At 46.2% G+C, this 25132-nt stretch carries 25 protein-coding genes, 1 other RNA gene and 1 pseudogene; 25 read left to right on the plus strand and 2 right to left on the minus strand.

What is annotated here, in order from left to right; all coding sequences use genetic code 11:
- Positions 1 to 5: 5 nt before the first annotated feature.
- The 13 genes from ITJ88_RS02035 to ITJ88_RS02095 all read left to right on the plus strand — a co-directional run bounded on the left by ITJ88_RS02035 (position 6) and on the right by ITJ88_RS02095 (position 14526).
- Positions 6 to 1484 (plus strand): sugar ABC transporter ATP-binding protein, encoded by a 1479-nt coding sequence (locus ITJ88_RS02035; protein WP_195864541.1) that lies wholly within the window; start codon positions 6 to 8, stop codon positions 1482 to 1484.
- A gap of 1 nt (position 1485) precedes the next feature.
- The gene (gene rbsC, locus ITJ88_RS02040) at positions 1486 to 2454 is read left to right on the plus strand and encodes a ribose ABC transporter permease (RefSeq protein WP_050678685.1); all 969 of its coding nucleotides are present in this window, start codon (positions 1486 to 1488) and stop codon (positions 2452 to 2454) included.
- Positions 2455 to 2481: 27 nt separating this feature from the next.
- Positions 2482 to 3399: a ribose ABC transporter substrate-binding protein RbsB gene (rbsB, locus tag ITJ88_RS02045; protein ID WP_195864542.1), complete on the plus strand. Its 918-nt coding sequence runs from the start codon at positions 2482 to 2484 to the stop codon at positions 3397 to 3399.
- Positions 3400 to 3546: 147 nt separating this feature from the next.
- Positions 3547 to 3780: a preprotein translocase subunit SecG gene (gene secG / locus ITJ88_RS02050; RefSeq protein WP_023469201.1), complete on the plus strand. Its 234-nt coding sequence runs from the start codon at positions 3547 to 3549 to the stop codon at positions 3778 to 3780.
- 101 nt (positions 3781 to 3881) lie between these two features.
- On the plus strand, positions 3882 to 4622 hold the full coding sequence (locus tag ITJ88_RS02055) for an alpha/beta hydrolase (protein ID WP_035409936.1): 741 nt from the start codon (positions 3882 to 3884) through the stop codon (positions 4620 to 4622).
- A 14-nt stretch (positions 4623 to 4636) separates the two neighbouring features.
- A complete protein-coding gene (gene rnr / locus ITJ88_RS02060; RefSeq protein ID WP_023469199.1) occupies positions 4637 to 6991 on the plus strand; it encodes a ribonuclease R in 2355 nt (784 codons plus the stop codon).
- 32 nt (positions 6992 to 7023) lie between these two features.
- On the plus strand, positions 7024 to 7494 hold the full coding sequence (smpB, locus tag ITJ88_RS02065; RefSeq protein ID WP_195864543.1) for an SsrA-binding protein SmpB: 471 nt from the start codon (positions 7024 to 7026) through the stop codon (positions 7492 to 7494).
- 58 nt (positions 7495 to 7552) lie between these two features.
- Positions 7553 to 7911: a transfer-messenger RNA gene (gene ssrA, locus ITJ88_RS02070) on the plus strand.
- Between the two features lie 456 nt (positions 7912 to 8367).
- Complete coding sequence (locus tag ITJ88_RS02075) at positions 8368 to 9066, plus strand: DUF6037 family protein (protein WP_425589411.1); 699 nt, start codon at positions 8368 to 8370, stop codon at positions 9064 to 9066.
- 217 nt (positions 9067 to 9283) lie between these two features.
- Positions 9284 to 9595, plus strand: a complete 312-nt coding sequence (locus tag ITJ88_RS02080) for a hypothetical protein (protein ID WP_195864544.1) — start codon at positions 9284 to 9286, stop codon at positions 9593 to 9595.
- Between the two features lie 404 nt (positions 9596 to 9999).
- On the plus strand, positions 10000 to 11973 hold the full coding sequence (locus tag ITJ88_RS02085) for an ATP-dependent nuclease (protein WP_195864545.1): 1974 nt from the start codon (positions 10000 to 10002) through the stop codon (positions 11971 to 11973).
- Positions 11974 to 11993: 20 nt separating this feature from the next.
- On the plus strand, positions 11994 to 13904 hold the full coding sequence (locus tag ITJ88_RS02090; RefSeq protein WP_195864546.1) for a UvrD-helicase domain-containing protein: 1911 nt from the start codon (positions 11994 to 11996) through the stop codon (positions 13902 to 13904).
- A gap of 112 nt (positions 13905 to 14016) precedes the next feature.
- The gene (locus tag ITJ88_RS02095; protein ID WP_195864547.1) at positions 14017 to 14526 is read left to right on the plus strand and encodes a GNAT family N-acetyltransferase; all 510 of its coding nucleotides are present in this window, start codon (positions 14017 to 14019) and stop codon (positions 14524 to 14526) included.
- A 55-nt stretch (positions 14527 to 14581) separates the two neighbouring features.
- Here ITJ88_RS02095 and hxlR read toward each other — a convergent pair whose 3' ends face one another.
- Positions 14582 to 14947, minus strand: coding sequence for a transcriptional activator HxlR (gene hxlR, locus ITJ88_RS02100; protein WP_195864548.1), 366 nt, complete (start codon positions 14945 to 14947; stop codon positions 14582 to 14584).
- Between the two features lie 204 nt (positions 14948 to 15151).
- On the opposite strand from hxlR, the gene hxlA reads away from it, so the two are divergent.
- From hxlA to ITJ88_RS02115, 3 genes are all read left to right on the plus strand, one after another.
- A complete protein-coding gene (gene hxlA, locus ITJ88_RS02105; RefSeq protein WP_195864549.1) occupies positions 15152 to 15787 on the plus strand; it encodes a 3-hexulose-6-phosphate synthase in 636 nt (211 codons plus the stop codon).
- Positions 15788 to 16336: a 6-phospho-3-hexuloisomerase gene (gene hxlB / locus ITJ88_RS02110; protein WP_195864550.1), complete on the plus strand. Its 549-nt coding sequence runs from the start codon at positions 15788 to 15790 to the stop codon at positions 16334 to 16336.
- A 188-nt stretch (positions 16337 to 16524) separates the two neighbouring features.
- Positions 16525 to 17295 (plus strand): hypothetical protein, encoded by a 771-nt coding sequence (locus tag ITJ88_RS02115; RefSeq protein WP_195864551.1) that lies wholly within the window; start codon positions 16525 to 16527, stop codon positions 17293 to 17295.
- A gap of 38 nt (positions 17296 to 17333) precedes the next feature.
- On the opposite strand, the gene hisJ is transcribed toward ITJ88_RS02115, so the two are convergent.
- Positions 17334 to 18128, minus strand: a complete 795-nt coding sequence (gene hisJ / locus ITJ88_RS02120; protein WP_195864552.1) for a histidinol-phosphatase HisJ — start codon at positions 18126 to 18128, stop codon at positions 17334 to 17336.
- 122 nt (positions 18129 to 18250) lie between these two features.
- Here hisJ and ITJ88_RS02125 point away from each other — a divergent pair, with 122 nt between their 5' ends.
- The 9 genes and pseudogenes from ITJ88_RS02125 (at position 18251) to hisIE (ending at position 25039) form a co-directional block, all read left to right on the plus strand.
- On the plus strand, positions 18251 to 19072 hold the full coding sequence (locus ITJ88_RS02125; protein ID WP_035396343.1) for an ATP phosphoribosyltransferase regulatory subunit: 822 nt from the start codon (positions 18251 to 18253) through the stop codon (positions 19070 to 19072).
- Complete coding sequence (hisG, locus tag ITJ88_RS02130) at positions 19073 to 19684, plus strand: ATP phosphoribosyltransferase (protein ID WP_023469189.1); 612 nt, start codon at positions 19073 to 19075, stop codon at positions 19682 to 19684.
- Positions 19681 to 20898, plus strand: coding sequence for a histidinol dehydrogenase (hisD, locus tag ITJ88_RS02135; protein ID WP_035405944.1), 1218 nt, complete (start codon positions 19681 to 19683; stop codon positions 20896 to 20898). The genes hisG and hisD overlap by 4 nt, the downstream gene beginning before the upstream one ends.
- Positions 20898 to 21869, plus strand: a complete 972-nt coding sequence (locus tag ITJ88_RS02140; RefSeq protein ID WP_195864553.1) for a pyridoxal phosphate-dependent aminotransferase — start codon at positions 20898 to 20900, stop codon at positions 21867 to 21869. The genes hisD and ITJ88_RS02140 overlap by 1 nt, the downstream gene beginning before the upstream one ends.
- Positions 21842 to 22423: an imidazoleglycerol-phosphate dehydratase HisB gene (hisB, locus tag ITJ88_RS02145; protein ID WP_195864554.1), complete on the plus strand. Its 582-nt coding sequence runs from the start codon at positions 21842 to 21844 to the stop codon at positions 22421 to 22423. Before ITJ88_RS02140 ends, hisB begins: the two co-directional genes overlap by 28 nt.
- A complete protein-coding gene (gene hisH, locus ITJ88_RS02150; RefSeq protein ID WP_029342451.1) occupies positions 22420 to 23007 on the plus strand; it encodes an imidazole glycerol phosphate synthase subunit HisH in 588 nt (195 codons plus the stop codon). Before hisB ends, hisH begins: the two co-directional genes overlap by 4 nt.
- Positions 22980 to 23684: a 1-(5-phosphoribosyl)-5-[(5-phosphoribosylamino)methylideneamino]imidazole-4-carboxamide isomerase gene (gene hisA / locus ITJ88_RS02155; RefSeq protein WP_029342450.1), complete on the plus strand. Its 705-nt coding sequence runs from the start codon at positions 22980 to 22982 to the stop codon at positions 23682 to 23684. Before hisH ends, hisA begins: the two co-directional genes overlap by 28 nt.
- A complete protein-coding gene (gene hisF / locus ITJ88_RS02160; protein WP_023469183.1) occupies positions 23678 to 24427 on the plus strand; it encodes an imidazole glycerol phosphate synthase subunit HisF in 750 nt (249 codons plus the stop codon). Before hisA ends, hisF begins: the two co-directional genes overlap by 7 nt.
- Positions 24424 to 25039 (plus strand): annotated as a pseudogene (gene hisIE / locus ITJ88_RS16235) (bifunctional phosphoribosyl-AMP cyclohydrolase/phosphoribosyl-ATP diphosphatase HisIE). The gene hisF and the pseudogene hisIE overlap by 4 nt, the downstream one beginning before the upstream one ends.
- Positions 25040 to 25132 lie beyond the last annotated feature (93 nt).

Below are 25132 nucleotides of genomic sequence, written 5' to 3' on the forward strand. Positions count from 1 at the left end.
ATGCGATGCGTATCGAGATGACAGGTATCAAAAAAGCATTCGGGCCTGTTCCCGTCCTCAAAGGGGTCGACTTCGAACTCGCGGCGGGTGAGATCCATGCCTTGATGGGAGAAAACGGTGCCGGGAAATCGACGCTGATGAAGATTTTGACCGGTGTTCATAAAGCGGACGCAGGTACAATCCGCGTCGATGGACAGGACGTCGAATATAAGAATCCGAAGCTTGCCGAAGAAGCGGGGATCGCTTTCATTCACCAGGAACTGAACATCCTCCCCGATTTGACGGTAACGGAGAACCTGTTCCTCGGACGGGAGCTGAAGTCACGCTTCGGGATTCTCAAGCAAGGGGAGATGAAGCGGCAGGCAGAACGTGAACTCGCTGAATTAAATGTATTCATGGACGTCGATCAACTCGCCCGGACGTTATCGGTTGGTCAGCAACAGATGATCGAGATCGCAAAAGCTTTGATGACGGACGCAAAGGTCATCATCATGGATGAACCGACAGCCGCACTGACGGAGCGGGAAATTCGCGCCTTATTCAGCGTCGCGACGGCACTGCGCAACCAAGGTGTCTCGATCGTCTATATCTCACACCGGATGGAGGAAATCTTCGAGCTTTGCGACCGGATCACCGTCTTACGGGACGGGATCTCCGTCTCGACACACGCGATTCCCGAGACATCGTTCGAACAAATCGTCCGGGAGATGGTTGGTCGTGAGATGGGCGAACGGTATCCGGATCGTGACGTGTCAATCGGTGCAACTGTCCTTGAGGTCAAACAGGCGAGCGGGAAACGATTCGACGATGTCTCGTTCTCCGTCAAGGCGGGTGAAATCATCGGCTTCTCGGGTTTGATGGGTGCTGGGCGGACGGAAGTCATGCGCGGATTATTCGGGGTCGATCGCCTGAAAGAAGGAACGATCGAACTGAACGGACAGTCGCTGAAGATTAAGACGCCGTACGACGCGATCCGCCAGGGCATCGGCTTTTTGACCGAGGACCGTAAAGGCGAAGGCTTGTTCCTCGACTTTTCATTGCGTGAGAACATCTCGCTGCCGACAATTCGTTCGTTATCCCGCTCTGGTGTCATCAAGGATCAGGCAGAACGTGATTTTGCAGAAGGGTATTTGAAGTCGCTCTCGGTCCGGCACAGCTCGATGGACCAACCGGCGAAGTCACTGTCCGGGGGGAACCAACAGAAGGTCGTCCTCGCGAAGTGGCTCGGGACACAACCGAAAGTCTTGATCCTCGACGAACCGACACGTGGTGTCGACGTCGGGGCGAAGAAAGAGATTTACCTCATCATGAATGAACTCGCTGCGGCGGGTGTCGCAATCATCATGGTCAGCTCGGACCTCCCGGAGATTCTCGGGATGAGCGACCGGGTCTACGTCATGCGCGAAGGCAAGATGAGCGGCATGTTGACACGACAGGAAGCGACGCAAGAAAGCATCATGACACTTGCGACAGGAGGACAATGATATGGAATTGATGCAAGGCAAGGTAACGGAAGCAAAACCGAGACGTCTTGGGATCGGACAAAAGCTTGGACCACTCGCAGGATTGTTCGCGATCGTCCTTGTCGTCTCGATCATGGAACCGGACTTTTTAACACTGAATAATTTATTTAACATCTTACGGCAAGTCTCGATCAATGCCTTGATTGCCTTCGGGATGACGTTCGTCATTCTGACGGGTGGAATTGATTTATCGGTCGGCTCGATTCTCGCCCTCTCGTCCGCCTTCGTCGCGGGTCTGATGACGGATGGAACGTCAGCGTTGATTGCTGTTCTCGCAGGATTGATCGTCGGAGCTGTCATGGGTGCCTTGAACGGAATGGTCATCTCACTCGGGAAAGTGGCACCGTTCATCGCGACACTTGCAACGATGACGATCTTCCGGGGATTGACGCTCGTCTATACGGACGGTAAACCAATCACTGGTCTGAGCCAAGGTGGCTGGTTCGAATTGTTCGGGCGCGGTTACTTCTGGATTTTCCCGGTACCAGTTCTGACGATGTTGATCGCCTTCGCGGTCCTCTACTTCATCTTGAAGAAGACGACGTTCGGTCGCTATACGTATGCGATCGGTGGCAACGAAGAAGCAGCGAAGTTGATGGGGATTCAAGTCAATAAAGTCAAAATCATGATCTACTCACTCTCAGGTTTGATGGCAGCACTTGCCGGCATCATCCTGACGTCCCGTCTGAACTCGGCGCAGCCGACGGCGGGGACATCGTACGAACTCGACGCCATCGCAGCGGTCGTCCTCGGTGGGACGAGCCTGTCAGGTGGTCGTGGCTGGATTGTCGGTACCTTGATTGGTGCCTTGATCATCGGAACACTGAACAATGGTCTTAACTTGCTAGGTGTCTCCTCGTTCTTCCAACTTGTCGTCAAAGGTTTAGTCATTCTGTTCGCGGTACTCGCGGACCGGAAACAAGCAGCGTAACCCACACTCAAAAAGGAGGATTTACAGATGAAAAAACTACTTGCAGTCGTCATGATGGCATTAATGGTCTTCGCAGCAGCCTGTTCGACGGAACAGCCGGGCAGCAGCAACGGTGATACGAAGAAGAAGACGAAAGACTTCAAGATTGGTCTTTCGATTTCAACCCTCAACAACCCATTCTTCGTCTCGTTAAAAGAAGGGGCAGAACAAGAAGCAAAAGCACAAGGCGCAACGCTTCAAGTCGCGGATGCACAAGATGATGCGGCAAAACAAGCAAGCGACATCGAAGACATGGTTCAAAAGAAAGTCGATTTGATCTTGATCAACCCAACGGATTCAGCAGCAGTTGGCGCAGCCGTCCAAACAGCAAACGATGCGAACATTCCCGTCATCACAGTTGACCGGAACGCAGAAGCAGGCGACGTCGTCGCACACATCGCGTCAGATAACGTCGCGGGTGGGAAACAAGCAGGTGAGTTCATGATCGAACTCGTCGGCGATAAAGCAAAAGTCGTGGAGCTCGAAGGGATTCCAGGAGCATCCGCAACACGCGACCGTGGTAAAGGGTTCCATGAAGCAGTCGACGGTAAACTCGACGTCGTCGCAAAACAAGCAGCGAACTTCGACCGGGCAAAAGGTTTGTCGGTCATGGAGAACATCCTCCAAAATAACAAAGACATCAAAGCCGTCTTCGCGCACAATGACGAAATGGCACTGGGTGCGGTCGAAGCATTAAAAGCAGCGGGTCTCAATGATGTTAAAGTCATCGGCTTCGATGCGACGGATGATGCCGTCAAAGCCGTCAAAGACGGAAAAATGGCAGGAACGATCGCTCAAAAACCGACGGAGATCGGGAAGATGGGTGTCGAGACAGCAATCAAGCACTTAAAAGGTGAAACAGTCGAGAAGAACATCCCAGTTGATCTCGAATTGATCAAACAATAAGGAGACGAGACACCTGAGTCGACGATTCAGGTGTCTCTTTTTCATCAGGTGGAGCAGGCAGGAAAAAGTTCCTAAATCTATTCCTTGTTCCCGTACTTGTTTTTCTCTATAATGAAAGAAGCGTATATTACTGAAGGAGGATCATCGATGATCATTCATAACGTGGCTCTTGTCGGCCTCATCGTCGTTTCCGTTCTTCTCATCATCGTCGTTCTATTGATGTCAGGTCGTACGACCGGACTCGGAGCATTGACGGGTGGAGCAGAACAATTATTTGGTCGCCAAAAAGCTCGTGGCTTGGATGCGGTCCTAAATCGTGTGGCGTCTATCTTAGGGGCATTACTCTTCATCTTGGCGTTACTCGTCGCTTTTTATAAGTGAGCATTGAAACGACAGCCGTATGATCGCGCTGTCGTTTTTTGTATTTCTCGATATTCATTTTTTCCGGATATGGGGTATAGAGTTAGAGGGGGAATCATTTTATGAAAATCACTTTACCGAAACCATTCTTTTTCGAAGCCGGCCCACGTGCCGTTTTACTATTACACGGATTCACGGGATCGAGCGCGGATGTCCGCATCCTCGGTCGCTATTTGCAAAAGCAGGGCTATACGTCCCTCGCACCACAATATAAAGGGCACGCTGCCCCACCCGAAGAGCTGACGAAGACCGGGCCAGCCGACTGGTGGCAGGATGTCCTTGCCGGATATCAAGAACTCGTCGATAAAGGTTATGACGAAATCGCCGTTTGCGGACTATCGCTCGGTGGCGTCATGTCGCTGAAGCTATCGATGAACCGTCCGGTCAAAGCGGTCATCCCGATGTGTGCACCCGCCTACATCAAAAGTGAAGAAGTCATGTATGCAGGAGTCACCGAGTACGCACGAGAATTCAAGAAGCGAGAAGGCAAATCGCAAGAAGAGATCGACCAAGAGATGGCGTCCTTCGAACCGATGCCGACCTTGAAGGACTTACAGGAACTGCTGCGCGAGACACGCGATTCGCTCGAGGACGTCTACGCACCGACGCTCGTCGTCCAAGCGCGCAATGATCACATGATCAACACCGACTCCGCGAACATCATCCATGATGGAGTCAGTGCCTTCCAAAAAGAGCTGATCTGGTATGAGAACTCAGGTCACGTCATTACGCTCGACAAAGAAAAAGACCAGCTCCACTCTGACATCTTGGACTTCCTGGAGTCATTGAACTGGAGCAAGTAACTGGAGGTGTCACGTTGGAATTACGTGAACGAATACTAACGGTCATCACGACGGAAGAACGTCCGTTGTCGATTGATCAATTAACGAAAAAACTAGAACTAGCGGATACGGAAGCATTCAAGGAATTGATCCGGACGCTGAACGCAATGGAAGACGAAGCATTGATCGCCCGGACACGCTCGAACAAGTACGGAACGCTCGCGCAAATCGGTCAAGTCGCAGGGAAGATTTCCGTCCACCAACGCGGGTTCGGTTTCGTCTCACCGGAAGACGGTTCAGAAGGCGATATTTTCTTACCGGCACCAGAACTAAAGAACGTCTATAACGGCGACCGTGTCCTCGTCAAAGTGTTTGCCGAGTCAAACGGCGGCGACCGTCGTGAAGGGAAACTGCTCAAGATTCTCTCACGCGGACCAGCTGATTTCGTCGGCACGTTCGTCAGTCCAAAAGGACGAATCGAATCGATCGCTTACATCGAACCGGATGATACGAAGCTGACGTTCTTACCGGTCGTCGCGAACGACGATACACTTGGTGCCGTCGATGGCCACAAAGTCCTCGCCCGCATCACGAAGTATCCGGATGGTCGCTACGCCGGAACGGCGAAAGTCTTAAAAATCATCGGTCACAAAAATGATCCAGGCGTCGATATCTTGTCGATCGTCCATAAGCACGGCATCAACGTCGACTTCTCACCGGAAGCGATCGCTGAGGCGAATGCTGTACCGGATCAAATCGATGAGAAAGATCTAGTCGGACGCGTCGATCTACGGAACGAATTGACGGTGACGATTGACGGGGCGGACGCAAAAGACCTCGATGATGCGGTTCACGTCAAAAAGCTAGCGAACGGTAACTTCGAGCTTGGTGTTCACATCGCCGACGTCTCGCATTACGTCAAAGAAGATTCCGCACTCGACGAAGAAGCGCGTGAGCGCGGAACGAGTGTTTATCTCGTTGACCGCGTCATCCCGATGATCCCGCACCGTCTATCGAACGGGATCTGCTCACTCAATCCGCACGTTGATCGTCTGACGCTCAGCTGTATCATGGAAATCGATGCGAACGGTGCTGTCGTCAACCATGAAATCTTCCAGAGTGTCATCAAGACGACGGAACGGATGACGTACACGGACGTCCGGAAAATCATCGAACGTGAAGACGAAGAAGTGATTGCGAAGTATCAGGATCTCGTCGAGTACTTTGACAAGATGGCGGAACTCGCAGCAATTCTCCGCGAACGCCGCTCACGTCGTGGGGCGATCAACTTCGACTTCCCAGAAGCGAAGGTTCTCGTCAACGAAGAAGGCAAGACGAGCGAGATCATCCTCCGGGAACGGTCAGTCGCCGAGAAGCTGATCGAAGAGTTCATGCTCGCAGCGAACGAAACGGTCGCCGAGCACATCCAGCGTCAAAAACTGCCGTTCATGTACCGGATTCACGATGAGCCAAAAGCTGAACGTCTCGATACGTTCTTCAAGTTCATCGGTAACTTCGGGATCAACGTCGAACGTAAGGGTGAGTCAGTTGCACCGAAAACGTTGCAATCGATCCTCAACGCCGTCGAAGGTGAGCCGGAAGAAGCCGTCGTCAGTACGGTCATGCTCCGTTCGCTCCAACAAGCGAAATACGACATCGAACCAATTGGTCACTTCGGTCTGTCGACGGACTACTACACGCACTTCACGTCACCGATCCGTCGTTATCCGGACTTAATGGTTCACCGTCTGTTGCGTGAATATGTCATCTACAATGACAAATCGCAAAAGACGCAAGACCGTTACTCGGAGATCCTCCCGGAAATCGCCGATCACTCGTCAAAACGCGAGCGTCGTGCGGTTGATGCGGAGCGGGAAACGAACGCCTTGAAAAAAGCCGAGTATATGGAGCAACACATCGGCGAGACGTTCGAAGGCGTCGTCAGTGGTGTGACGAACTTCGGAATGTTCGTCGAATTGCCGAACACGATCGAAGGACTCGTTCACATCCAAGCGATGACAGATGACTTCTATCGCTACGATGAAGCGAACTATCAGCTAATCGGCGAGCGGACGAAGCAACAGTTCCGGATCGGTGATGTCGTTGAAATTAAGGTCACGAACGTCAACATCGATGAACGGACGATCGACTTTAGCGTCGTCGGAATGCCAGAGCGGCAACCGAAGAAACGGTTCGAGTCGAAGACGATCCGTTCAAGCGGTGGACGTCCGGGACAAAAACGCGACGACAAGAAGAAAGACGATCGTCGCGGCAAGAAACGGTCAGGTAAGAGCGACCAAAGCAAGGGAAAAGGATTCTCGTTAAAGAATAAGAAAGATAAACCGCCATTCCATAAGGCGGTCTCGAATAAGAAACGGAAGCGCAAATAAGCGCTTCCGCATCGGAAATGTGGTGAACGAACATGCCAAAGGGAACAGATTCGAAAGTCTTAGCGAACAACAAACGGGCCTCGTTCGATTATGCGATCGAGGATACGATTGAAGCCGGTCTCGTCTTGACGGGAACGGAAATCAAATCGATCCGTAAAGGAAAAATCAGCATCGGGGACGCGTTCGTCCGGTTCGATGGGGGAGAAGCGATTCTCTGGAACTCGAACATCGCCCACTTCGAGCAGGGGAACCGCTACAACCATGAACAGCTCCGCCCGCGGAAACTGTTGTTGCACAAGAAACAGATTGCGAACTTGATCGGGGCGGTCTCACGGGACGGTTATACGATCGTTCCGCTGAAGGTCTACATCAAGAATGGTTACGCGAAATGCTTGATCGGACTCGGACGCGGGAAGAAGAAATTTGATAAACGCGATGATCTGAAGAAGAAGGATGCGAAGCGTGATATCGAACGAGCACTACGCGATAAGCAAAAGTATTGAACCCGTAACACTTTTCTGCTAGAATATTAGTATTCGGAAAGCCCCAATTTATTATCTTGGGGACGTTACGGATTCGACGGGGGTAGTTCGGTCTTCTGTGGCGTGTCGAGGGGTCGGCCTCGTTAAAACGCACCAGCCATAACTGGCAAAACTAACACACAACTCGCAGCAGCGTAATAGCAACTGCGGATCCTAGCAGCTGTCGCCTGGTCGGCTGATTTCTAGGGTCTCACTTTAAACAGGCTACGCTTGGACCCTTCCGTCTGGAGGGAAAGAGAAGAGATGGAATCAGACTGGTCGGACGGACGCCTGTCAATTGGCAGCCTGACGACGAGATCCCAATAAATTGACTACACACGTAGAAGCTTAAGTATACGATGCCTTCGGACGTGGGTTCGACTCCCACCGTCTCCATACGACGAAATCAGTGGATTTCAAAAAACCACCAAACCTCATGTACAAGGGGTTGGTGGTTTTTTTATGGATTTTTAAAAATATTAAAAAATGGTCGGATATCTCCTCGTTCATAGATATAATTAAAAAATCTATTCAACTTTATCAATCTTTTTTGTTTTTGCTTTTTCGTTACGTATACAAAAATAATTAAAGTTGATTTAAAATTAGACGATATTGAATTTTTTATTGGAATATACTTTGAGAAGAAAACAATTTATATGGAATAAGTTATAAGTTAATTTTAAATCCAATTTATATCTTTAGTTCGTTGTACTTATACATAATTTTTATTGTATTTGTGCATTTAAATTTTTTAATTATGTACTTCGAAAAATTGAAAATAAGAATGTACAGTTGTGTGAAATCCAATTAATGGATATAATTTTTTATGAAGGAATTAGTGATTGTGTGTTATAAATGCTATTAATTCTTGCCATAGCTATCTTAATGGTCTTTTCATGGAGGAAAAAAATGAATGTTTTTGAAAACTTAAAATCTCTTAGGTCTGACATGCAGAAGAACGGATGGATAATTGATTCTTTTTTATTTAAATATAAGAATCAAAATTTTGTTGTTTTAATTAAATTGTATGAAGAGTCTGCAAGAAAGCCAGAATACGCTCTTCTAAAACTCGAGTTTTTAAGGAATGGAAAATTTAGTGATAGTTTAGATGTACCTGCTAATTCAGCAGGACTCTTAATTGATACCAAAGAATTAAGAGCTTATTTCAACATTGAATATAGCGAAAATCTAGGTGATCTTCTTCGGCAATTTAATGCAAATCTTGCAACTTTCATTCCTGATACTATAAATGAACACAAATCAATTAGTGAAATAGAAGCTATATCAAATTCATTAAGCAAAAGCGACTCTGATGATCCGCAAAAAGTTTACTGTTACGCTGTTAAACGAAATAGTTTAAAAGCTAATGGATCATTTGGAGAGCGCAGTATTTTTAATGATAATAAAGCACGAATTTTACGTGAAGAACTATACAATAAGTTAAACTGCAAAAATGAAAAGCATTTAAGTTTTTGCTTTTCAAAGTTTCCAAAGCATGAAAAAACAGATGAGATAATTATCTATAATTGGACTAATAACAGAAAAGTTAAATGAAAAATATGTTTCTTTCTGAATTATGCTGAAGTTGACTATAAATAATATATATTAATATATTATATGTTAATTTTTAAATAAATTAGATTTCCACCTAAAAAATAAAACGGAAAATCAGACTTAAAAATGACAAAAGAGTTTTATGAGAAAGTAATTCTATGCATTGCTTAGATATACATAAAGTAATGCTAATATTAATTTGAAAGGATGATTAAAAATGACAGATGAAAAAAGAGCAGCTGATTTTCTTGAAGAAAACGGTTATTTAGTAGTAGATGGTGCAAAAAGTATTTATACTAAATTCCCAGAGTTGTCTGAAGCAAGCGGAGTAACTTCATCGATAATGAAAGTGTCTTTTCCAAAGATAGAAAAAGCATTAAAAAATAGAGCAGAGTTCAATCATAAGATAAATTATCTTCAACTGCCTACCGGTGAACATGTAATCTATTGTGTATCACTTGGTCAAAAGGGTTTAAATATAGTTAAAGATAAAGCTATTAAATGGATAAAAGATCAGGGTATTAAATAAGCTTAAAATTTTTCGGAATTTATCAATACTGTAAAGAGATTTTCTAAAGTTGAGTTGGCGTAAATTCATTTTGTTTAGTTTCGTAAATTTAGAAAAACATTAATCTATCGGATTCAAAGTAACTAACTTGTTCGAAATAGCGCAAAATTGCATTTTTGTAGTCAGTTTATTTAATAATTTTTATTAAATTTGGAAAGAATCAATTGCTTAATTGTTAGAGTTTGAATTTAGCATTATCTAAAATGAACTTTTTGAAAGCTTTAAATTTATCTTAGATAGCATAACGTGGCTTTTTTAGAGGCTGCTTGATAAAGGGATAGAAGAAATTTGCTGAAGCATATATCTTCTATCTTTTTTCTGTATTTGAATAAAAAATAATGAATAAATGAAAAGAGGAATAAAAAGTGAACATTTCAGAATTAACTTTAAGTAACTTTAAATCTTTTGGCGAAGAACTACAAATTGTTTCTTTTGATAAATTGACGGCACTGATAGGGTCGAATAGTACTGGGAAAACCAGTTTGATAATAGCACTATTAAGATTGTTTGGACAAAAAAATATTGATCGGAACCTAATTAAAAGTGACTTTCATTTATCTCCTTTCAAAGACCCTAAAAGTGTAGATGAGATTAAATTACTAATTGAAGCTAAAGTTGAATTTCCAGAATTGATGGATAAAACACTTGAAGAAGTAGATACAATACCAGATTTTATTAAACATATAATTATTGAAGCTCCAGGTAGAGTACCTTACATAAGAATTAGATTGATAGGAAAATGGATCCAAGGTCAAAATCCAGAAGGAAATATTGAGCAAGAAATATGTTATGTGACAGTTCCTGAGGGTGAAAATGAAGATGATGCCTTGCACCCGGTGCCACTCCATCACAGAAACTTAATTCAAATGATGTATGTACCAGCAATGAGAGATCCAGCAGTGCAATTAAAAAATGCGACGGGAACCTTACTTTGGCGAATATTTAATAGTATCGTTTGGCCGGAGAAATTTGATGAGAATATCAAAGAAGCCACAGAACCAGTGATACAATTATTTAAAAATATAGAAGATGTTAATTCAATAAGAGATGTTTTGAATCTAGAATGGAATAAATTTCATAAAGAAGAACGGTATAAAAATGCTGAAATTATCTTTAATAGTAGCGATTTAGATAATATATTGAAGAAAATTGAAATTGGATTTTCTCCTACTGAAGAAGGCGGGATGACGAATATTAGAGAATTAGGAGATGGATTAAAATCTCTTTTTTATATCACATTAGTTTCATCACTGCTTGAAATTGAACAGAATATTGAGAGCGATAATAAACCATTATTAAATATATTAGCTGTGGAAGAACCTGAAAATCATATTTCTCCTCATCTGTTAGGCAGAGTTGTATCAAATTTAAATAAGATATCACAAAAGACGAATTCCCAAGTTATTTTGTCGTCTCATAATTCCTCCATCATTAAACGAGTAAATCCTGAACAGATTAGACATTTACAAATCAGCGAAGGCCATACTAATGTGAATAATATTAAATTACCTGAAAAGACAAGTGCCGCCTATACGTACATTAAAGAAGCAGTAACTGCATATCCAGATCTTTATTTTTCAAAATTAGTAATTCTTGGAGAGGGAGATAGCGAAGAAATTATTTTACCTAAAATTCTAAATGCACTCGATATCTATCCTGATGATACTAGCATTTCTATCGTCCCGTTAGGAGGAAGACATGTAAATCACATGTGGAAATTATTGAATCAGTTATCCATTTCGCACGTTACACTATTAGATTTGGATAAAGAAAGAAATGGTGGTGGCTGGGGAAGAATAAAATATGTTTTAAATCAATTACAAGAGAATGGTAAATCTTCAAAAAAATTAAGAAGCGTGATAAAAACTAACGGAGGCAATAAAACTATCTATACATATTCTTTAAGCGAAATACAGAGTTTTCATGAAAGGAACATTAAGGCTAAGGGGGATATGGACACCTGGATAAATAAATTAGAAAAAGAAAATATCTTTTTCTCATACCCGTTAGATATTGATTTTTCGATGTTAAAATCCTTTGAATCAAATTATAAGGATGTTATGACAAGCGGTCCTAGATTTCCTAAAAAAGATAGTGAAGAATATAGAGAGAAAATTAAAAGTTCAATAAAAGCAACTCTTAAAAATGAAAAAGCTGTGGGGGAAACTTATGATGAGGAAGAACATGAATTAATGGTTTGGTATAATTCTTTATTTTTAGGAAGAGGTAAACCTAGTACTCATATTGAGGCATTAATGAAAGTTAAAAATGAAGATCTTCTAAAGGATGTACCTGCAGAATTATTAAGATTAGCGAAAAAAATTAAAAGCTTGATTTGACAAAGAAAGCAGGAGGATAAATGAAATTTATTAATGTTAATGATTGGATGCCTGCTGACGGAATTATATTAGAAGAGTCCGCTTTATGTGCTATTAAGCAATCAGGAAATGTGTCAGTTATGGCAGGACCAGGAGCAGGAAAAACAGAGTTATTAGCTCAAAAAGCTGGTTTTTTATTTGAAACTGGCGAATGCAAGCCTCGAAAGAAAATATTAGCAATTAGCTTTAAAGTTGATGCGGCAAAAAATTTAGAAGAAAGAGTGAAAAAAAGGTACGGTAAAGAAATATCCATGCGTTTTGAGTCTAAAACTTTTGATTCTTTTGCTAAGGGTTTATTAGATCAATTTAAGTTGGCGATTCCAGAAGATTATCGACCGAAGAAAAACTATGATTTGATTTTAACGGAGAAAGAGATTAATAGAATAATTAAAGAAAATTTGGTGGAACAAAATCCTTACCATCCCAATTGGAAATACGAGTACTCCGAAACAGTTTTAAATAAAAAACTTACAGAAGAAAGATTGCCAATAGGCTTAATTGAATCTGATCTGTATTCTTGGCTTGTAAACAAGTCCTGGTCAATATTGACCAAAGGAACTAACTTTTTAAATAGCTCATTAACTTTTCCAATGATTTCAATTATTGTAGATTACTTGTTGAGGAGCAATTTACAACTCATAAAAGCTATTAGGTCAACATATACTCATATTTTTTTAGACGAATTTCAAGATACTACACATATTCAATATAACTTGCTTAAGACCTTATTCTCTAATTCAAATGTCTCTATTACAGCAGTAGGTGACGAGAAGCAACGGATTATGGGATGGGCAGGAGCAATTGATAATGCATTTAAATCTTTCAAAGAAGATTTTAGTTCAAAAGAATATATATTAATAAATAATTTTAGATCTGCGCCAGAATTAGTTAGAATTCAAAATATTTTTTCACAAACAATTAGCGAACATACCTTAAATGTGAATTCAGCTGGAAAATGGGACAAAACAGATGGGATTTGCGAAGTATGGGTTTCAGAGAATCATGTTAAAGAAGGAGAAACCATTGCGCATTCTATTCAAAATTGGATGGAAGAAGATAAGTTGATGCCTAAAGATTTCTGTATAATTGTTAAGCAACAAGAGCATGTGTATGGTAAAGCAATAATATCGTCTTTAGACAAATTAGGGATTCATTCACGACTAGAAAAAGAATACCAAGATTTATTAGCGGACGAATGTATTAGAATAATCATGTCTATTATAGAGCTATCTTTTTCAGAGAAAAATCTAAAATTATGGTTATCAACTTTGGATTTTCTCATAAAAATAAAAGGAAAATCATTAGATGGAAGAGATACCGTAGTTTTAAATAAACTAGAGAATTCTTTATTAGAATTGACTTTAGAAGTTAAAAAGAATTTGAAAATGGTTGAAGCAGAAAATTGTGAGCATAAAATTAATGAAATAATTGAATCTATTTTAGAATTTATAGATTTAAAGGATTTAAAATCAAGCTTTCCAAAGTATAATCAGTCCGGTTTATTAAAGCGAAATATTGAAAAATTCTTTGGGAAAATAGTAATGTCATACAAAAGGCAAGGTGATTGGATAAAAGCTATAAATGATTTGAATGGGAAATATAGCATTCCAATCATGACCATTCACAAAAGTAAAGGCTTAGAATATAACACTGTGTTGTTTGTTGGCCTAGAAGATAGCGCCTTTTGGAGTTTTAAATCTCAAGCAGAATCAGATAAAAAAGCTTTTTTTGTAGCACTTTCTAGAGCTAAAAAACGTATTATCTTCACTTTTAGTAGAAATCGCGAAGTTTTGAACTATGGAACTTTAACGACTAAAAAACAATCCTTAAATAACATTTCTGAAGTTTATTACATATTGGAAAGTGCAGGAGTTCCAATAAAAGAATTTTAATATTAATAAAAATAACCTTCTTCTCTACTAAGTTAAATTGATTTTATTTAAAAATTAAAATAAGATTTACACTTGGAAAAATGCAAATTTAATGGAAACGGAGCTGACACCTATGATACGACGTGCCACGTTGATGGACGGAAAAGCCTTATCGGACTTAATGCGACGCATTGATCGGGAAACGAAATATATGTTGTATGAGCCGGAGGAACGCGTCCTGTCAACAGAACAGGCGGAGGCGTTCATCGAGAAGTTCGGTCAGGCTGCCAACTCGGATATCTTCGTCGTGGACGTCGATGACCAACTTGTCGGATATGTGCTCGTCGTTGGTGGTGAGCCGAGTCGGATTCGTCACCGCGCGAATCTCGTCATCGGCTTGCTCGATGCCTATACGGGTCGTGGACTCGGTGCAGGGCTGCTTGAAGCCGTTGATGCCTTTGCCATTGAAGCAGGACTCGTCCGACTCGAGTTGACGGTTCGCAAGGACAACCTGCGGGCAATCGAGCTCTATCATAAGTTTGGCTTTAACATTGAAGGGACACGAATTGCCTCGCTGTTTATTGACGGCGAATACGTCGATGAACTTGCGATGTCAAAAATCTATACAATAGAAGAATCCTAAAAAAGATGCTCAGTGGACTTACCTCTAAAAAGAGACGAGACCGCGAGCATTTTTTTTATGGTGATACTTTTTGTTGTTCAAAATCAATCTTCAAGACATTTTTCGCATAATCCTTACCCCAGTCATACATCGCGTCTAAAATCGGCATTAAGCTATGACCGTGTGGTGTCAACGAGTATTCGACCTTCGGTGGTACGACCGGATAGACTTCCCGGTGAATGATGTGGTGATCTTCTAATTCACGCAGTTGATTGACGAGCATCCGTTGCGTGATGCCGGGCATCAGACTTTTTAGTTCCCCGAAGCGTTTCGTGCCTTCCTTACCTAAGTGCCAAAGAATCAGCATCTTCCATTTTCCCCCGATGATCGAGAGGGTCAATTCCTTCTCGCAGTTAAACTGACGGTCTTCAAAATGTGGCATCGTTCCACCTCCTGCTCCAGTATAGTCTTTCTTCCAGTCGACAGTATACTTTTCCGCACTATGTATGAAAAACCGCACTATGTAAATTAAAAGTGCGTACTTCTCAAGATTGATACTGCAGATTATATTTAGTCCTGTTCCTTCTTGAACGTCGGAAGGAAGTGTCAGGTACGACAATACAGAGAAGAATGGGAGAGATACAAAATGAAATTACAACTCGCAATTGATTTAGTCGATACAGCAGGTGCGATTGCTTTGGTCAAAGAAATCGGGGAAGACAATTTAGATATCGTTGAGATCGGCACACCGGTCATCATCAACGAAGGGCTCCGCGCCGTCAAAGAAATGAAAGCCGCGTTCCCGAACTTAACGGTCCTCGCTGACTTGAAGATCATGGATGCTGCCGGCTACGAAGTCAGCCAAGCTGTCGCACACGGTGCCGACATCGTGACGATCCTTGGTGCAGCGGAAGATATGTCGATCAAAGGGGCAGTCGAAGAAGCAAAAAAATCAGGCAAACAGATTCTCGTCGACATGATTGCAGTTAAAGATATCGCAACACGGGCGAAAGAACTGGATGCGTTAGGCGTCGACTACATCTGTGTCCACACAGGGTACGATTTGCAAGCAGTCGGTCAAAATTCATTCGAGGATCTCGCGACAATCAAATCGGTTGTGACAAATGCAAAAACAGCTGTTGCGGGTGGCATCAAGATGGAGACGTTACCGGAAGTCATCGCGGCACGGCCTGATCTGATCATCGTCGGTGGCGGCATCACGGGACAAGACGATAAACAAGAGACAGCGTCAACAATGCACCGGATGATACAAGAGGCGTAAATGATACACATTCAAACGATTATCGAAGAGCTGACTTCGACGGTCGAAGCGATCGATGCGACGGAGACGAAAGAACTGGCAGACGCTGTCTTGCAAGCGAACCGGATTTTTCTTGCAGGAGCCGGTCGCTCCGGCTTGATGGGGAAAGCGTTCGTCATGCGGTTGATGCACATGGGACTCGACGCGTATGTCGTCGGTGAGACGGTCACGGCGAATTTACGCGAGGGTGACTTGTTAATCGTCGGTTCCGGATCGGGTGAGACGAAGACGTTGATTCCAATCGTCGAGAAAGCACAGCAACTCGGTGGAACGGTTGCCGTCGTCACGATCAATCCGACGTCGAAGTTAGCACTACTTGCAGACTTAGTCGTCAAACTGCCCGGAGTTCCGAAAGAACAAACGGCATCAGCGGACGAGACGGTGCAACCGATGGGTTCGTTGTTTGAACAGACGATGTTGTTGTTCTATGATGCCTTGATTCTGCAGATCATGGAAGACAAGCAGCTTGATTCGCAAACGATGTACGGGAAACATGCTAACTTAGAATGAAACACACGAAACAGATTAGTTCTCTTCTTCAATAGAAGGGGCTAGTCTGTTTTTGTCTGTAGATCTTTTCATGTATGAATACGTATAATCAGGAATTCTCCTTTCCTTCTTTTCGTAATTTTCTTAAAGGCGTAGTCCCGCAACGTGAGATACTCAAAGAAAGGAAAAAAGAGGAAAAGGAGATTGTCATGCGATTTCAACGGATTGGTGTAATCAGTGTTTTACTCGCTGCAAGTATCTTGACCGGTTGTGCAGAACCAGACCAAGTTCCGCCTTTGAATCAGCTTCACACGCGATGGATTGATGATAACACTGCTGAGGATGGTGCTGAGCCCGATGCCATCGTACAACGTATTAAAGCAGAAGACTTTTCAGAACAGGATTCGTTTGAAGCGGATTTCCGTCGTCACGTGACGTTTTACTTTAAAGATGGAACAAAAGCGCACCCGACTGAAAGTGATATCTGGAGCAGTGTCGCTCTCGGGAATCATGCTTACGTGACGCTGCATTATCCAAAAGGAGCAGATCGTCTTGCTGTATTAGAGTATACCAAGCAAGAGAAGAACTGGATGTTAGGAGGCGTCTCATATGACGACGTTCAAAACATTAAGAAGAGTAGTTCTGCTCGCGGTTTGAATTTACCGTTCTCGACATTCCAAGCGATTGCCAGTAGTTCAAGTCCTAATGGGGATGATAGAATCTGGTTCTTCCACACGAAGTCACAAACGATTCTGCTAACTGTTGTTCCGAAGCAAGACGTTCAAGGAAAGGACTGGAAGCAAACGACGCTTGCAAACGGACAGACAGCTTATTTCGAGCAGAAACAAGAGAGAACGAACCTCTATTACGTCGAGGACAATCAAATCGTCCTCCTGTCCGGTAACGTGTCGCTAAAGCAATTAAAAAAGATGGCACGATCGATTGCTCCTGTCGACGCTGCTGATTTCCCGTATTCTTAAACAAAAAAATCCGGACGCTGCGGCATCCGGATTTTTGTTTACCATTTGAAATCAAAATCAGCACCGACATCTTTTGCGAGATGGGCATCTGATCCATAGACGAGCGGAATCGATAACGACTGCGTGACTTGCAAGAGTTCCGGGTAAGGATAGGAAAGACCGCATAACGGCTTCCGGAGTCCTGCCGTGTTGACGTCGAGTGTGAAGTTCGATTGTCGGATCTTCCGTAACGTGTCGTCGAGGTTCGTTGGGTTCGACTCGAGCGGATAGGCTTGGATGAACTTCGTCGGTAATGTCAAGTGACCGAGGCGCTTCGGCTGGTGTGCACCGAGGTCCGTCATGACGAGGGCTTGGATGCCTTCATAATAGCGTTCGTGGACCGCCGTGACGCTTCCGAGTTTCGTGACGATCTCACCGAAGCTTTCCTTGCTGAAGTCGACGCCGTAATATTGCTCATCGATGTATAAGTAATGCAATGAGAGAATGCCGTCAGTCAAGACGTCAGCGTAGCGGGCGATGATGTCACGCGTGCCGTCGACATGTCCTTCCCAGTAGTCGAACTCCATCCCAATCCGGATGTCGATCTGATTCTTGTATGTCTCGCGGAGTTGCGTTAATTCCTTCAGGTAGGCATCGGCTGTCGCGAACGACATTCCGGAATCGTTATCTGGCGCAGGATCCGTCAGACCTTCAGGTAAAGGGGCATGTTCCGTGAAGCTGATCCGTTCTAAGCCTTGTTCTAACGCCCGCTCGATGTAGGCTTCGAGTGGATCCTTCGTACCGTGTGGACAATATGGACTGTGGACGTGACCGTCCCATTTCAATAATTGCATGAGTAACCCTCCGATTTTTTAGAATTGGCAAGCAAAGCGATTGACAATGTGCCCGAAACGCGGTATCTTATCGTTAAATAATTTAGCGTGGTACAGTGATAATAAGATAAAGGAGTGGGAGTATGCAATCATTTTCTACGATTCGACTCAAGGATGGAGCGACGGATTACGTTGGTGCCTCGGCAACGCGGCTCCAGCAGGTCATCCGTCAGCTCGAAGATGGACTCGAACAATCTAACTATACCCGATTAATCACCCCCTTAATTGAGGAAATCGGTGGACGGGAACAGATTCGAATGGATTTTACGACTAGTGTCGCGCGTGCCCTCAGCGAACGGGGTCGCGAACAATATAAACGTGTCTTCTACAGTGGCTCGGTCTTTCAACCAGAAGAGAAGTTCCAGGTCGGATTCGAGGAACGAGGACAAATCGCAGAAGTCGAAGCAATTCAACTCGCGGTCCGACTTGTCGAAGAACTGACAGGAAAAGAAGTCACACTCTCGATCGGCGATGCCGGTTTGATCGAGCATTTGATCGAGACGCGCGTCGGTGATCACCACTTACGCGACCAAGTGACACAGATGCTTCGTTTACGTAACGTCATCGAACTGAAGCGTATCGCGGGTCAACTCGATGATGCCTTGCTTGCAAAACTACCTTTATTATTCGGACGTGAAGGGGCAGAGACGATCCTACCGTACGTCGACGAGACACGACTCAATGCCGTGCTTGATCTCGCGGAAGCCGTCAATGCCGATCTCGACTTCGGTCAAATGGGTTTACAGACGTACTACGACGGGATCACGATCCACGGTTTCATCGAAGGTGTGACGGAACCCGTCCTCGTCGGTGGACGCTACGACCGGCTTTATGAACAATTCGGACAAGAACAACAGGCGTTCGGCATCGGATTCTCGGTCGAACGGTTGGCGGAGGTGCTCTAAATGCGAATCGGAATTACAAAAGGACGGCTGTCGAAAGCGACAGAACGTTATCTGAAAGAAGCTGGCGTCGAGACATGGGGAGCCATTGAACGCGAACTAATCGTCAAACGGGGCGAGCACGAATTCGTCTTCATGAAAGGATCGGATTTGATTCCGTACGTTGCTCAAGGCGTCCTTGACGTCGCGATCACGGGGAGCGACATCTTACTCGAATCGGATCAAGAACTATCGGAACTCGCGGAATTACCGTTCGGTGTCTGCCGGATGTCGGTCTGTGCGAAGGAACCGCTACAATTCGAAGGCGGACGCCGCGTCCGGATTGCGACGAAGTATCCGGTCATCGCCAAACGCTACTTCAGCGAACTCGGTGTCGACGTCGACATCGTACCGTTGAACGGTTCCGTCGAGTTGGCACCGTTACTCGGACTTGCTGACGCGATCGTCGATATCGTCGAGACGGGTGAGACGTTACGGGCGAACGGACTAAACGAATACGAAAAAATCATCGATATCAGCGCTCGGTTCTTTACGAGCGAATGGACGTTAAAACGGAAGCGGGTTGAAGTCATCCGCTTGCTGGAGCAATTGACAGAAGGAGTGACACGATCATGACACCGACAAAACCTTTCAGCATCGATCGCGACACGGAGCTCGCGGTCCGCGCGATCCTCGAACGCGTCGCAACAGACGGTGACGCTGCTGTCCGCGATTACACGAACCAATTCGATCAGGTCGATCTCGAAGATTTCCGTCTCAGTGAAACACGGATCACGCAAGCCTTTGAACAGGCAGACGCTAACTTGATCGACTCGTTGAAGTTGATGGCGACACGACTCGTCGAATGGCACGAACAAGAACTGCCGTCGGACATCGAACTCGTCGAAGCAGACGTGACACGACGTCAACGGTTCGTTCCTGTTGATTCGGTCGGGATCTACGTTCCAGGTGGAGCAGCCAGTTATCCGTCGACGGTCTTGATGAACGCCATTCCAGCGAAAGTCGCTGGTGTCGAACGGGTCGTCATGGTGACGCCGATGACGAACTTAAGTGACGAGGTGCTCGTTGCGGCACGGATCGCTGGTGTGACAGAAATCTATACGATTGGTGGAGCGCAAGCCGTCGCCGCGCTGACATTCGGAACAGAAAGCATCCAAGCCGTCGATTTGATCGTCGGACCCGGGAACCGCTTCGTCGCTGAAGCCAAACGCCAAGTCTACGGCATCGTTGGCATCGACTCGGTTGCCGGTCCATCGGAAGTCGTCGTTATCGCTGACGAAACAGCGCATCCAGACCGGATCGCAGCCGACCTCCTTGCGCAAGCCGAACACGACCGTGACGCTGTCGCGATCGCCTTCGTGCCAACAGAAGAGATGAAACAAGCGGTGGATGCAGAAATCGAGCGGCGCTTACAGCAATTGCCGCGTCAAGAGATTGCCCGTCGTGCGATGGAAAACGGTGGCGTATTCGTCGCTCCACTCGAAACAGCGATTGAAGAAGCGAATCGTTTGGCAGCGGAACACTTGGAACTTGCCGTTGCCAATCCGCAAGAGGTCGTCAAATCGATCCGTCACGCCGGGATGATTTTCCTCGGTCACGAGACACCGGAAACGCTCGGTGATTACGTCGCTGGAACGAACCACGTCTTACCAACGTCCGGTACAGCTCGTTTTGCGTCTGGATTATCAGCGCGGACATTCTTGCGTCACCAGACGATGCTCGAAGCCACACGCGCAGGCGTACAACGTCTCGCGAACGCAGCGAAGACCGTTGCCCGGGTCGAAGGACTCGAAGCACACGCACAAGCCATCGAAGTGAGGGAAGACTAATGCGATTACACCAAAACGAACGATTCACGACCCACAGTCCAGTCGGGATCGAAGCGATCCAGGAATTGATCGCAACGTTCCCTTTAAATGAATATCCTGTCGAAATCATCGATCAAGTCAAAGCATCATACGCGACGTACGCTGGTGTCCGTCCGACGCAACTCGTCGCCGGAAACGGCTCGGATGAGTTGATCGGCTACTTATGTGCCCGCTACGGTGGACCTGGCATGCCAGTCATCGCCTCAGAACCGGACTTCGTCATGTATCAGTTTTATGCTGACCGGGCACGGGCACCGTTTGAACGCGTGCCGTTACTCGACGAGATGGCGCTTGACGTCGACGGATTGATCGCAGCACCGGGGGAGATCATCTTCTTGAGTCACCCGCATAATCCGTCTGGTGTCCTCCGCAAGGAAGCGGACATCCGTCGCTTGCTCGACAGTGGCAAATACGTCGTCATCGATGAGGCGTACATCGACTTCGCGCTTGAACAGTCAATGCTTCACTTACTCGAGGAATATCCGAAAGCGATCATCTTACGGACGCTCTCGAAAGCGTTCGGACTCGCATCGCTCCGACTTGGTTTTGTCATCGCGAGCGAACAAATCATTCAAGAAATCGAACAGATTAAATCACCGTATAACGTCTCTGGTCTATCAGCAGCTGTCGGTATCGCCATCATGGCAGAACCGGAACTCGATCGGGTCTTAGAAGAAACGTATGCGAGCCGTGAAGCAATCGAACGGATTCTTGCCCCAATCGGCAAGACATATCCGAGTGCAGCAAACTTCGTCTACGTCGAGTATCCAGAAGCCGAACGCTTTACGCAGCGTTGTGCCGATGCCGGATTACGGATCCGCTTGTTTAACCAAGCCTTCCGTGTCAGCTGTGGATCACCAGAAGCAATGCAAGTATTAGAAACGTGTGTAGAGGAGGAATTACGATGCGGCGTGGCGCAAGCGAACGAGTAAGTGCAGAATCAGACATCAAGGTCGAGGTCGATCTCGCAGGAGGTCCGATTGAGATCAAAACCGGTGTCGGCTTCTTTGATCATATGTTGACGTTATTTGCCTTCCAGGCCCGGATCGGTCTGAAGGTAACCGCAAAAGGTGATACGTGGATCGATGCCCACCACACGGTCGAAGATACCGCGATCGTTCTCGGGGCAGCGTTGACGGAAGCGCTCGGCGATAAAGCGGGGATTGAACGCTACGGTGAATCGCGTGTGCCGATGGACGAGACACTCGCATCGGTCGTCCTTGACTTCAGCGGTCGTCCGTTCACGGTCTTCCGTGCTAGTTTCAAGAATCCGAAGCTCGGTGACTTTGATACGGAACTCGCAGAAGAGTTCTTCCAAGGCTTATCACGGAGTGCCCGGATGACGATTCATGCCGAAGTCTTATATGGCTCGAACACACACCACATGATCGAAGGGTTGTTCAAAGCACTCGGTCGGGCCGTCCGTCAGGCAGTTGCCGTGACGAGCGAAGGCGTACCGTCTACGAAAGGGTTGATTGATCAATGATAGCAATCGTCGATTATGGCGTCGGGAATATCGCGAACGTCGAGCGGGCGTTAAAGGAGCTCGGTGAGGCAGTCATCGTCACGAGTGACACGGAGTTGCTCGACCAAGCAGAAGCACTTGTCTTACCGGGTGTCGGTGCCTATGCACCGGCAATGGAGCGCTTGAAGGAAACGGGACTGGTCGACTTCTTAAAAGAACAAGCCGAAAAGAAACCGTTCCTCGGGATTTGCCTCGGGATGCAACTGCTCTTTGAATCGAGTGACGAAGATGGACTGACAGAAGGTCTCGGGATTTTACCGGGAACGATCGAAAAACTACCGAGTGACGTCCGCTTACCACACATGGGCTGGCACCAACTGACGAATCACGGCGAAGCCGTTTATTTCGTCCACTCGTACGGCGCTGTCTGTGATCCAGAATGGATTGTCGACGCGGTTGAATACGGACGCCTCGTCCCAGCAATCGTCCAAAAAGGACAAGTCACGGGAATGCAGTTCCACCCGGAAAAGAGTGGCGAAGTCGGATTGAAACTACTGAAGGAATGGAGAGAGACGACATGCAACTCTACCCAGCAATCGATTTAATGAGCGGACAGGCCGTACGCCTGAAGCAAGGAGATTTTGACCAACAGACATTCTTCGGCGATGCGCTGACGATCGCGAAGCGCTTCAAGGAAGATGGTGCGACGGCGATTCACTTGATCGATCTTGACGGTGCGAAAGCCGGTGAACCGTTACACTTGAACTTGATCGCCGACATCAAAAAGGAGACCGGTTTGTTTGTCGAAGCTGGTGGTGGTGTCCGTAACATCGAGACCGTCGAAGCATACGTAGGTGCCGGAATCGACCGGATTCTCGTCGGCACGGTTGCCCTAGAAGACGAAGCGTTGCTCGAGCAGATGATAGCTCTTGCTGGTGATAAACTGGCTGTTGCCCTAGATGCCAAAGAAGGTATCGTTCAAACACGCGGCTGGCTCGAAGCGAGCGGTTGGACGCTTGAAGAGGCAATGACACACCTGATCGGCAAAGGCATCAAGACGTTCCTGTATACAGACATTTCGCGTGACGGAATGATGATGGGACCGGACGTTGATGGACTCGATCGGTTGAAGCGGGAAGGGGTCGAATTGATTGCTTCCGGTGGTGTGACGACAGTCGATGACGTCGCGCGCCTCAAAGAAATCGGGATGGACGGAGCCGTCGTCGGTCGGGCGTTGCTCGACGGATCCCTCGCCTTAAAAGAGGTGTTACGCGTATGTTGATGAAACGAATCATTCCCTGTCTTGACGTGAAGGAAGGGCGTGTCGTCAAAGGGGTTAAATTCCAAAACTTACGTGATCTCGGTGACCCGGTCGCCGTCGCAAAGTACTATTACGAGCAAGGGGCGGACGAACTCGTCCTGCTCGATATCTCAGCAACGCAAGAAGGGCGCGAGACGATGCTTGATATCGTCGAACGTGTCGCAGAAGTCATCTACATGCCATTTACGGTTGGTGGCGGAATCAAGACGATTGAAGACGCAAAACGCTTGATTCGTGCCGGTGCTGATAAAGTTTCATTGAACTCGTCAGCGCTTCAAAATCCGCAATTGATTCAAGAAGTCAGCCGCCTGTTCGGTGTCCAGGCGACAGTCGTCGCAATCGATGCGAAACAGACCGGCGACTCGTGGGGTGTCTTCTCACACGGTGGCACACAACCGGTCGGACGTGACGCGATCGAGTGGGCACAGGAAGCCGTTGCGCTTGGTGCCGGTGAATTACTCGTCACGTCGATGGACGCTGACGGCACGAAGGATGGCTATGATCTCGCTTTGATCCGTCGTCTGCGTGAAGTCGTCAACGTGCCGATTATTGCTTCCGGTGGTGTCGGAACACTCGATCATTTAGCGGAAGGACTAGAGGCAGGCGCTGACGCGGCCCTTGCTGCTTCGATCTTCCATGAAGCGACGTACACGATGCCAGAAACAAAAGCCTACCTCAAAGAACGAGGAGTCGAAGTCCGATGACGACATTGAATTTTTCAAAAGGACTTGTCGCTGCCGTCGTCGTCGACGAGCAGACGAACGATGTCTTGATGGTCGGCTTCATGGACCAAGCCGCCTATGATAAGACGCTTGCGACCGGTCTTGTCACCTTCTTCTCGCGGACGAAGAATCGTCTCTGGACGAAAGGTGAGACGAGCGGGAACACACTTGAACTCAAACGGATGTGGATTGATTGTGATCAGGATAGTCTCTTGATCGCAGTCAAAGCGAACGGTCCGACATGCCATACCGGAAATCGCAGTTGTTTCTATACGGAAGTGGAGGTGCCCGATGTTATATGAACTGGAACAGACCGTCAAAGCGAAGATTGAGGCAAAGGAAGCAGAATCCTATACGAACTATTTGATTGCTTCCGGATACGAGAAGATCGCGAAGAAGTTCGGTGAAGAGGCGTTTGAAGTCGTCCTCGCCGGTAACGATACGTTAGCCGAAGAGACAGCAGACTTGTTGTACCATTTAACGGTCTTGCTTGCTGAACGCGGTGTCTCCTTCAAAGAAGTCGAAGCCGTCCTGAACGAACGCCACGGAACAAAATCGACGTTCAAGGATCGCCCGGATATTGAACAGTGGTAAGGCATATCCACATCGCCTAGGCGGTGTGGATTTTTGTATGGGCGGGAAAAGACAATCAGATGACAGTTGTCATCAAATCGACAGAATGTTTCG

Origin of the sequence: Exiguobacterium abrahamii (assembly GCF_015645365.1) — a bacterium.
Classification (GTDB): Bacteria; Bacillota; Bacilli; order Exiguobacteriales; family Exiguobacteriaceae; genus Exiguobacterium_A; species Exiguobacterium_A abrahamii.

What these genes read in the sequence shown, in the direction of transcription:
- hxlB (WP_195864550.1), top strand. Translation starts at nt 15,788, where the DNA reads ATGATACACATTCAAACGATTATCGAAGAGCTGACTTCGACGGTCGAA.
- ITJ88_RS02095 (WP_195864547.1), top strand. Translation starts at nt 14,017, where the DNA reads ATGATACGACGTGCCACGTTGATGGACGGAAAAGCCTTATCGGACTTA.
- hisG (WP_023469189.1), top strand. Translation starts at nt 19,073, where the DNA reads ATGCGAATCGGAATTACAAAAGGACGGCTGTCGAAAGCGACAGAACGT.
- ITJ88_RS02140 (WP_195864553.1), top strand. Translation starts at nt 20,898, where the DNA reads ATGCGATTACACCAAAACGAACGATTCACGACCCACAGTCCAGTCGGG.
- rbsC (WP_050678685.1), top strand. Translation starts at nt 1,486, where the DNA reads ATGGAATTGATGCAAGGCAAGGTAACGGAAGCAAAACCGAGACGTCTT.
- hxlA (WP_195864549.1), top strand. Translation starts at nt 15,152, where the DNA reads ATGAAATTACAACTCGCAATTGATTTAGTCGATACAGCAGGTGCGATT.
- ITJ88_RS02075 (WP_425589411.1), top strand. Translation starts at nt 8,368, where the DNA reads ATGCTATTAATTCTTGCCATAGCTATCTTAATGGTCTTTTCATGGAGG.
- ITJ88_RS02035 (WP_195864541.1), top strand. Translation starts at nt 6, where the DNA reads ATGCGTATCGAGATGACAGGTATCAAAAAAGCATTCGGGCCTGTTCCC.
- ITJ88_RS02055 (WP_035409936.1), top strand. Translation starts at nt 3,882, where the DNA reads ATGAAAATCACTTTACCGAAACCATTCTTTTTCGAAGCCGGCCCACGT.
- secG (WP_023469201.1), top strand. Translation starts at nt 3,547, where the DNA reads ATGATCATTCATAACGTGGCTCTTGTCGGCCTCATCGTCGTTTCCGTT.
- hisA (WP_029342450.1), top strand. Translation starts at nt 22,980, where the DNA reads ATGCAACTCTACCCAGCAATCGATTTAATGAGCGGACAGGCCGTACGC.
- smpB (WP_195864543.1), top strand. Translation starts at nt 7,024, where the DNA reads ATGCCAAAGGGAACAGATTCGAAAGTCTTAGCGAACAACAAACGGGCC.
- ITJ88_RS02090 (WP_195864546.1), top strand. Translation starts at nt 11,994, where the DNA reads ATGAAATTTATTAATGTTAATGATTGGATGCCTGCTGACGGAATTATA.
- hxlR (WP_195864548.1), bottom strand. Translation starts at nt 14,947, where the DNA reads ATGCCACATTTTGAAGACCGTCAGTTTAACTGCGAGAAGGAATTGACC.
- hisF (WP_023469183.1), top strand. Translation starts at nt 23,678, where the DNA reads ATGTTGATGAAACGAATCATTCCCTGTCTTGACGTGAAGGAAGGGCGT.
- hisH (WP_029342451.1), top strand. Translation starts at nt 22,420, where the DNA reads ATGATAGCAATCGTCGATTATGGCGTCGGGAATATCGCGAACGTCGAG.
- hisB (WP_195864554.1), top strand. Translation starts at nt 21,842, where the DNA reads ATGCGGCGTGGCGCAAGCGAACGAGTAAGTGCAGAATCAGACATCAAG.
- rbsB (WP_195864542.1), top strand. Translation starts at nt 2,482, where the DNA reads ATGAAAAAACTACTTGCAGTCGTCATGATGGCATTAATGGTCTTCGCA.
- hisJ (WP_195864552.1), bottom strand. Translation starts at nt 18,128, where the DNA reads ATGCAATTATTGAAATGGGACGGTCACGTCCACAGTCCATATTGTCCA.
- ITJ88_RS02080 (WP_195864544.1), top strand. Translation starts at nt 9,284, where the DNA reads ATGACAGATGAAAAAAGAGCAGCTGATTTTCTTGAAGAAAACGGTTAT.
- hisD (WP_035405944.1), top strand. Translation starts at nt 19,681, where the DNA reads ATGACACCGACAAAACCTTTCAGCATCGATCGCGACACGGAGCTCGCG.
- ITJ88_RS02115 (WP_195864551.1), top strand. Translation starts at nt 16,525, where the DNA reads ATGCGATTTCAACGGATTGGTGTAATCAGTGTTTTACTCGCTGCAAGT.
- ITJ88_RS02125 (WP_035396343.1), top strand. Translation starts at nt 18,251, where the DNA reads ATGCAATCATTTTCTACGATTCGACTCAAGGATGGAGCGACGGATTAC.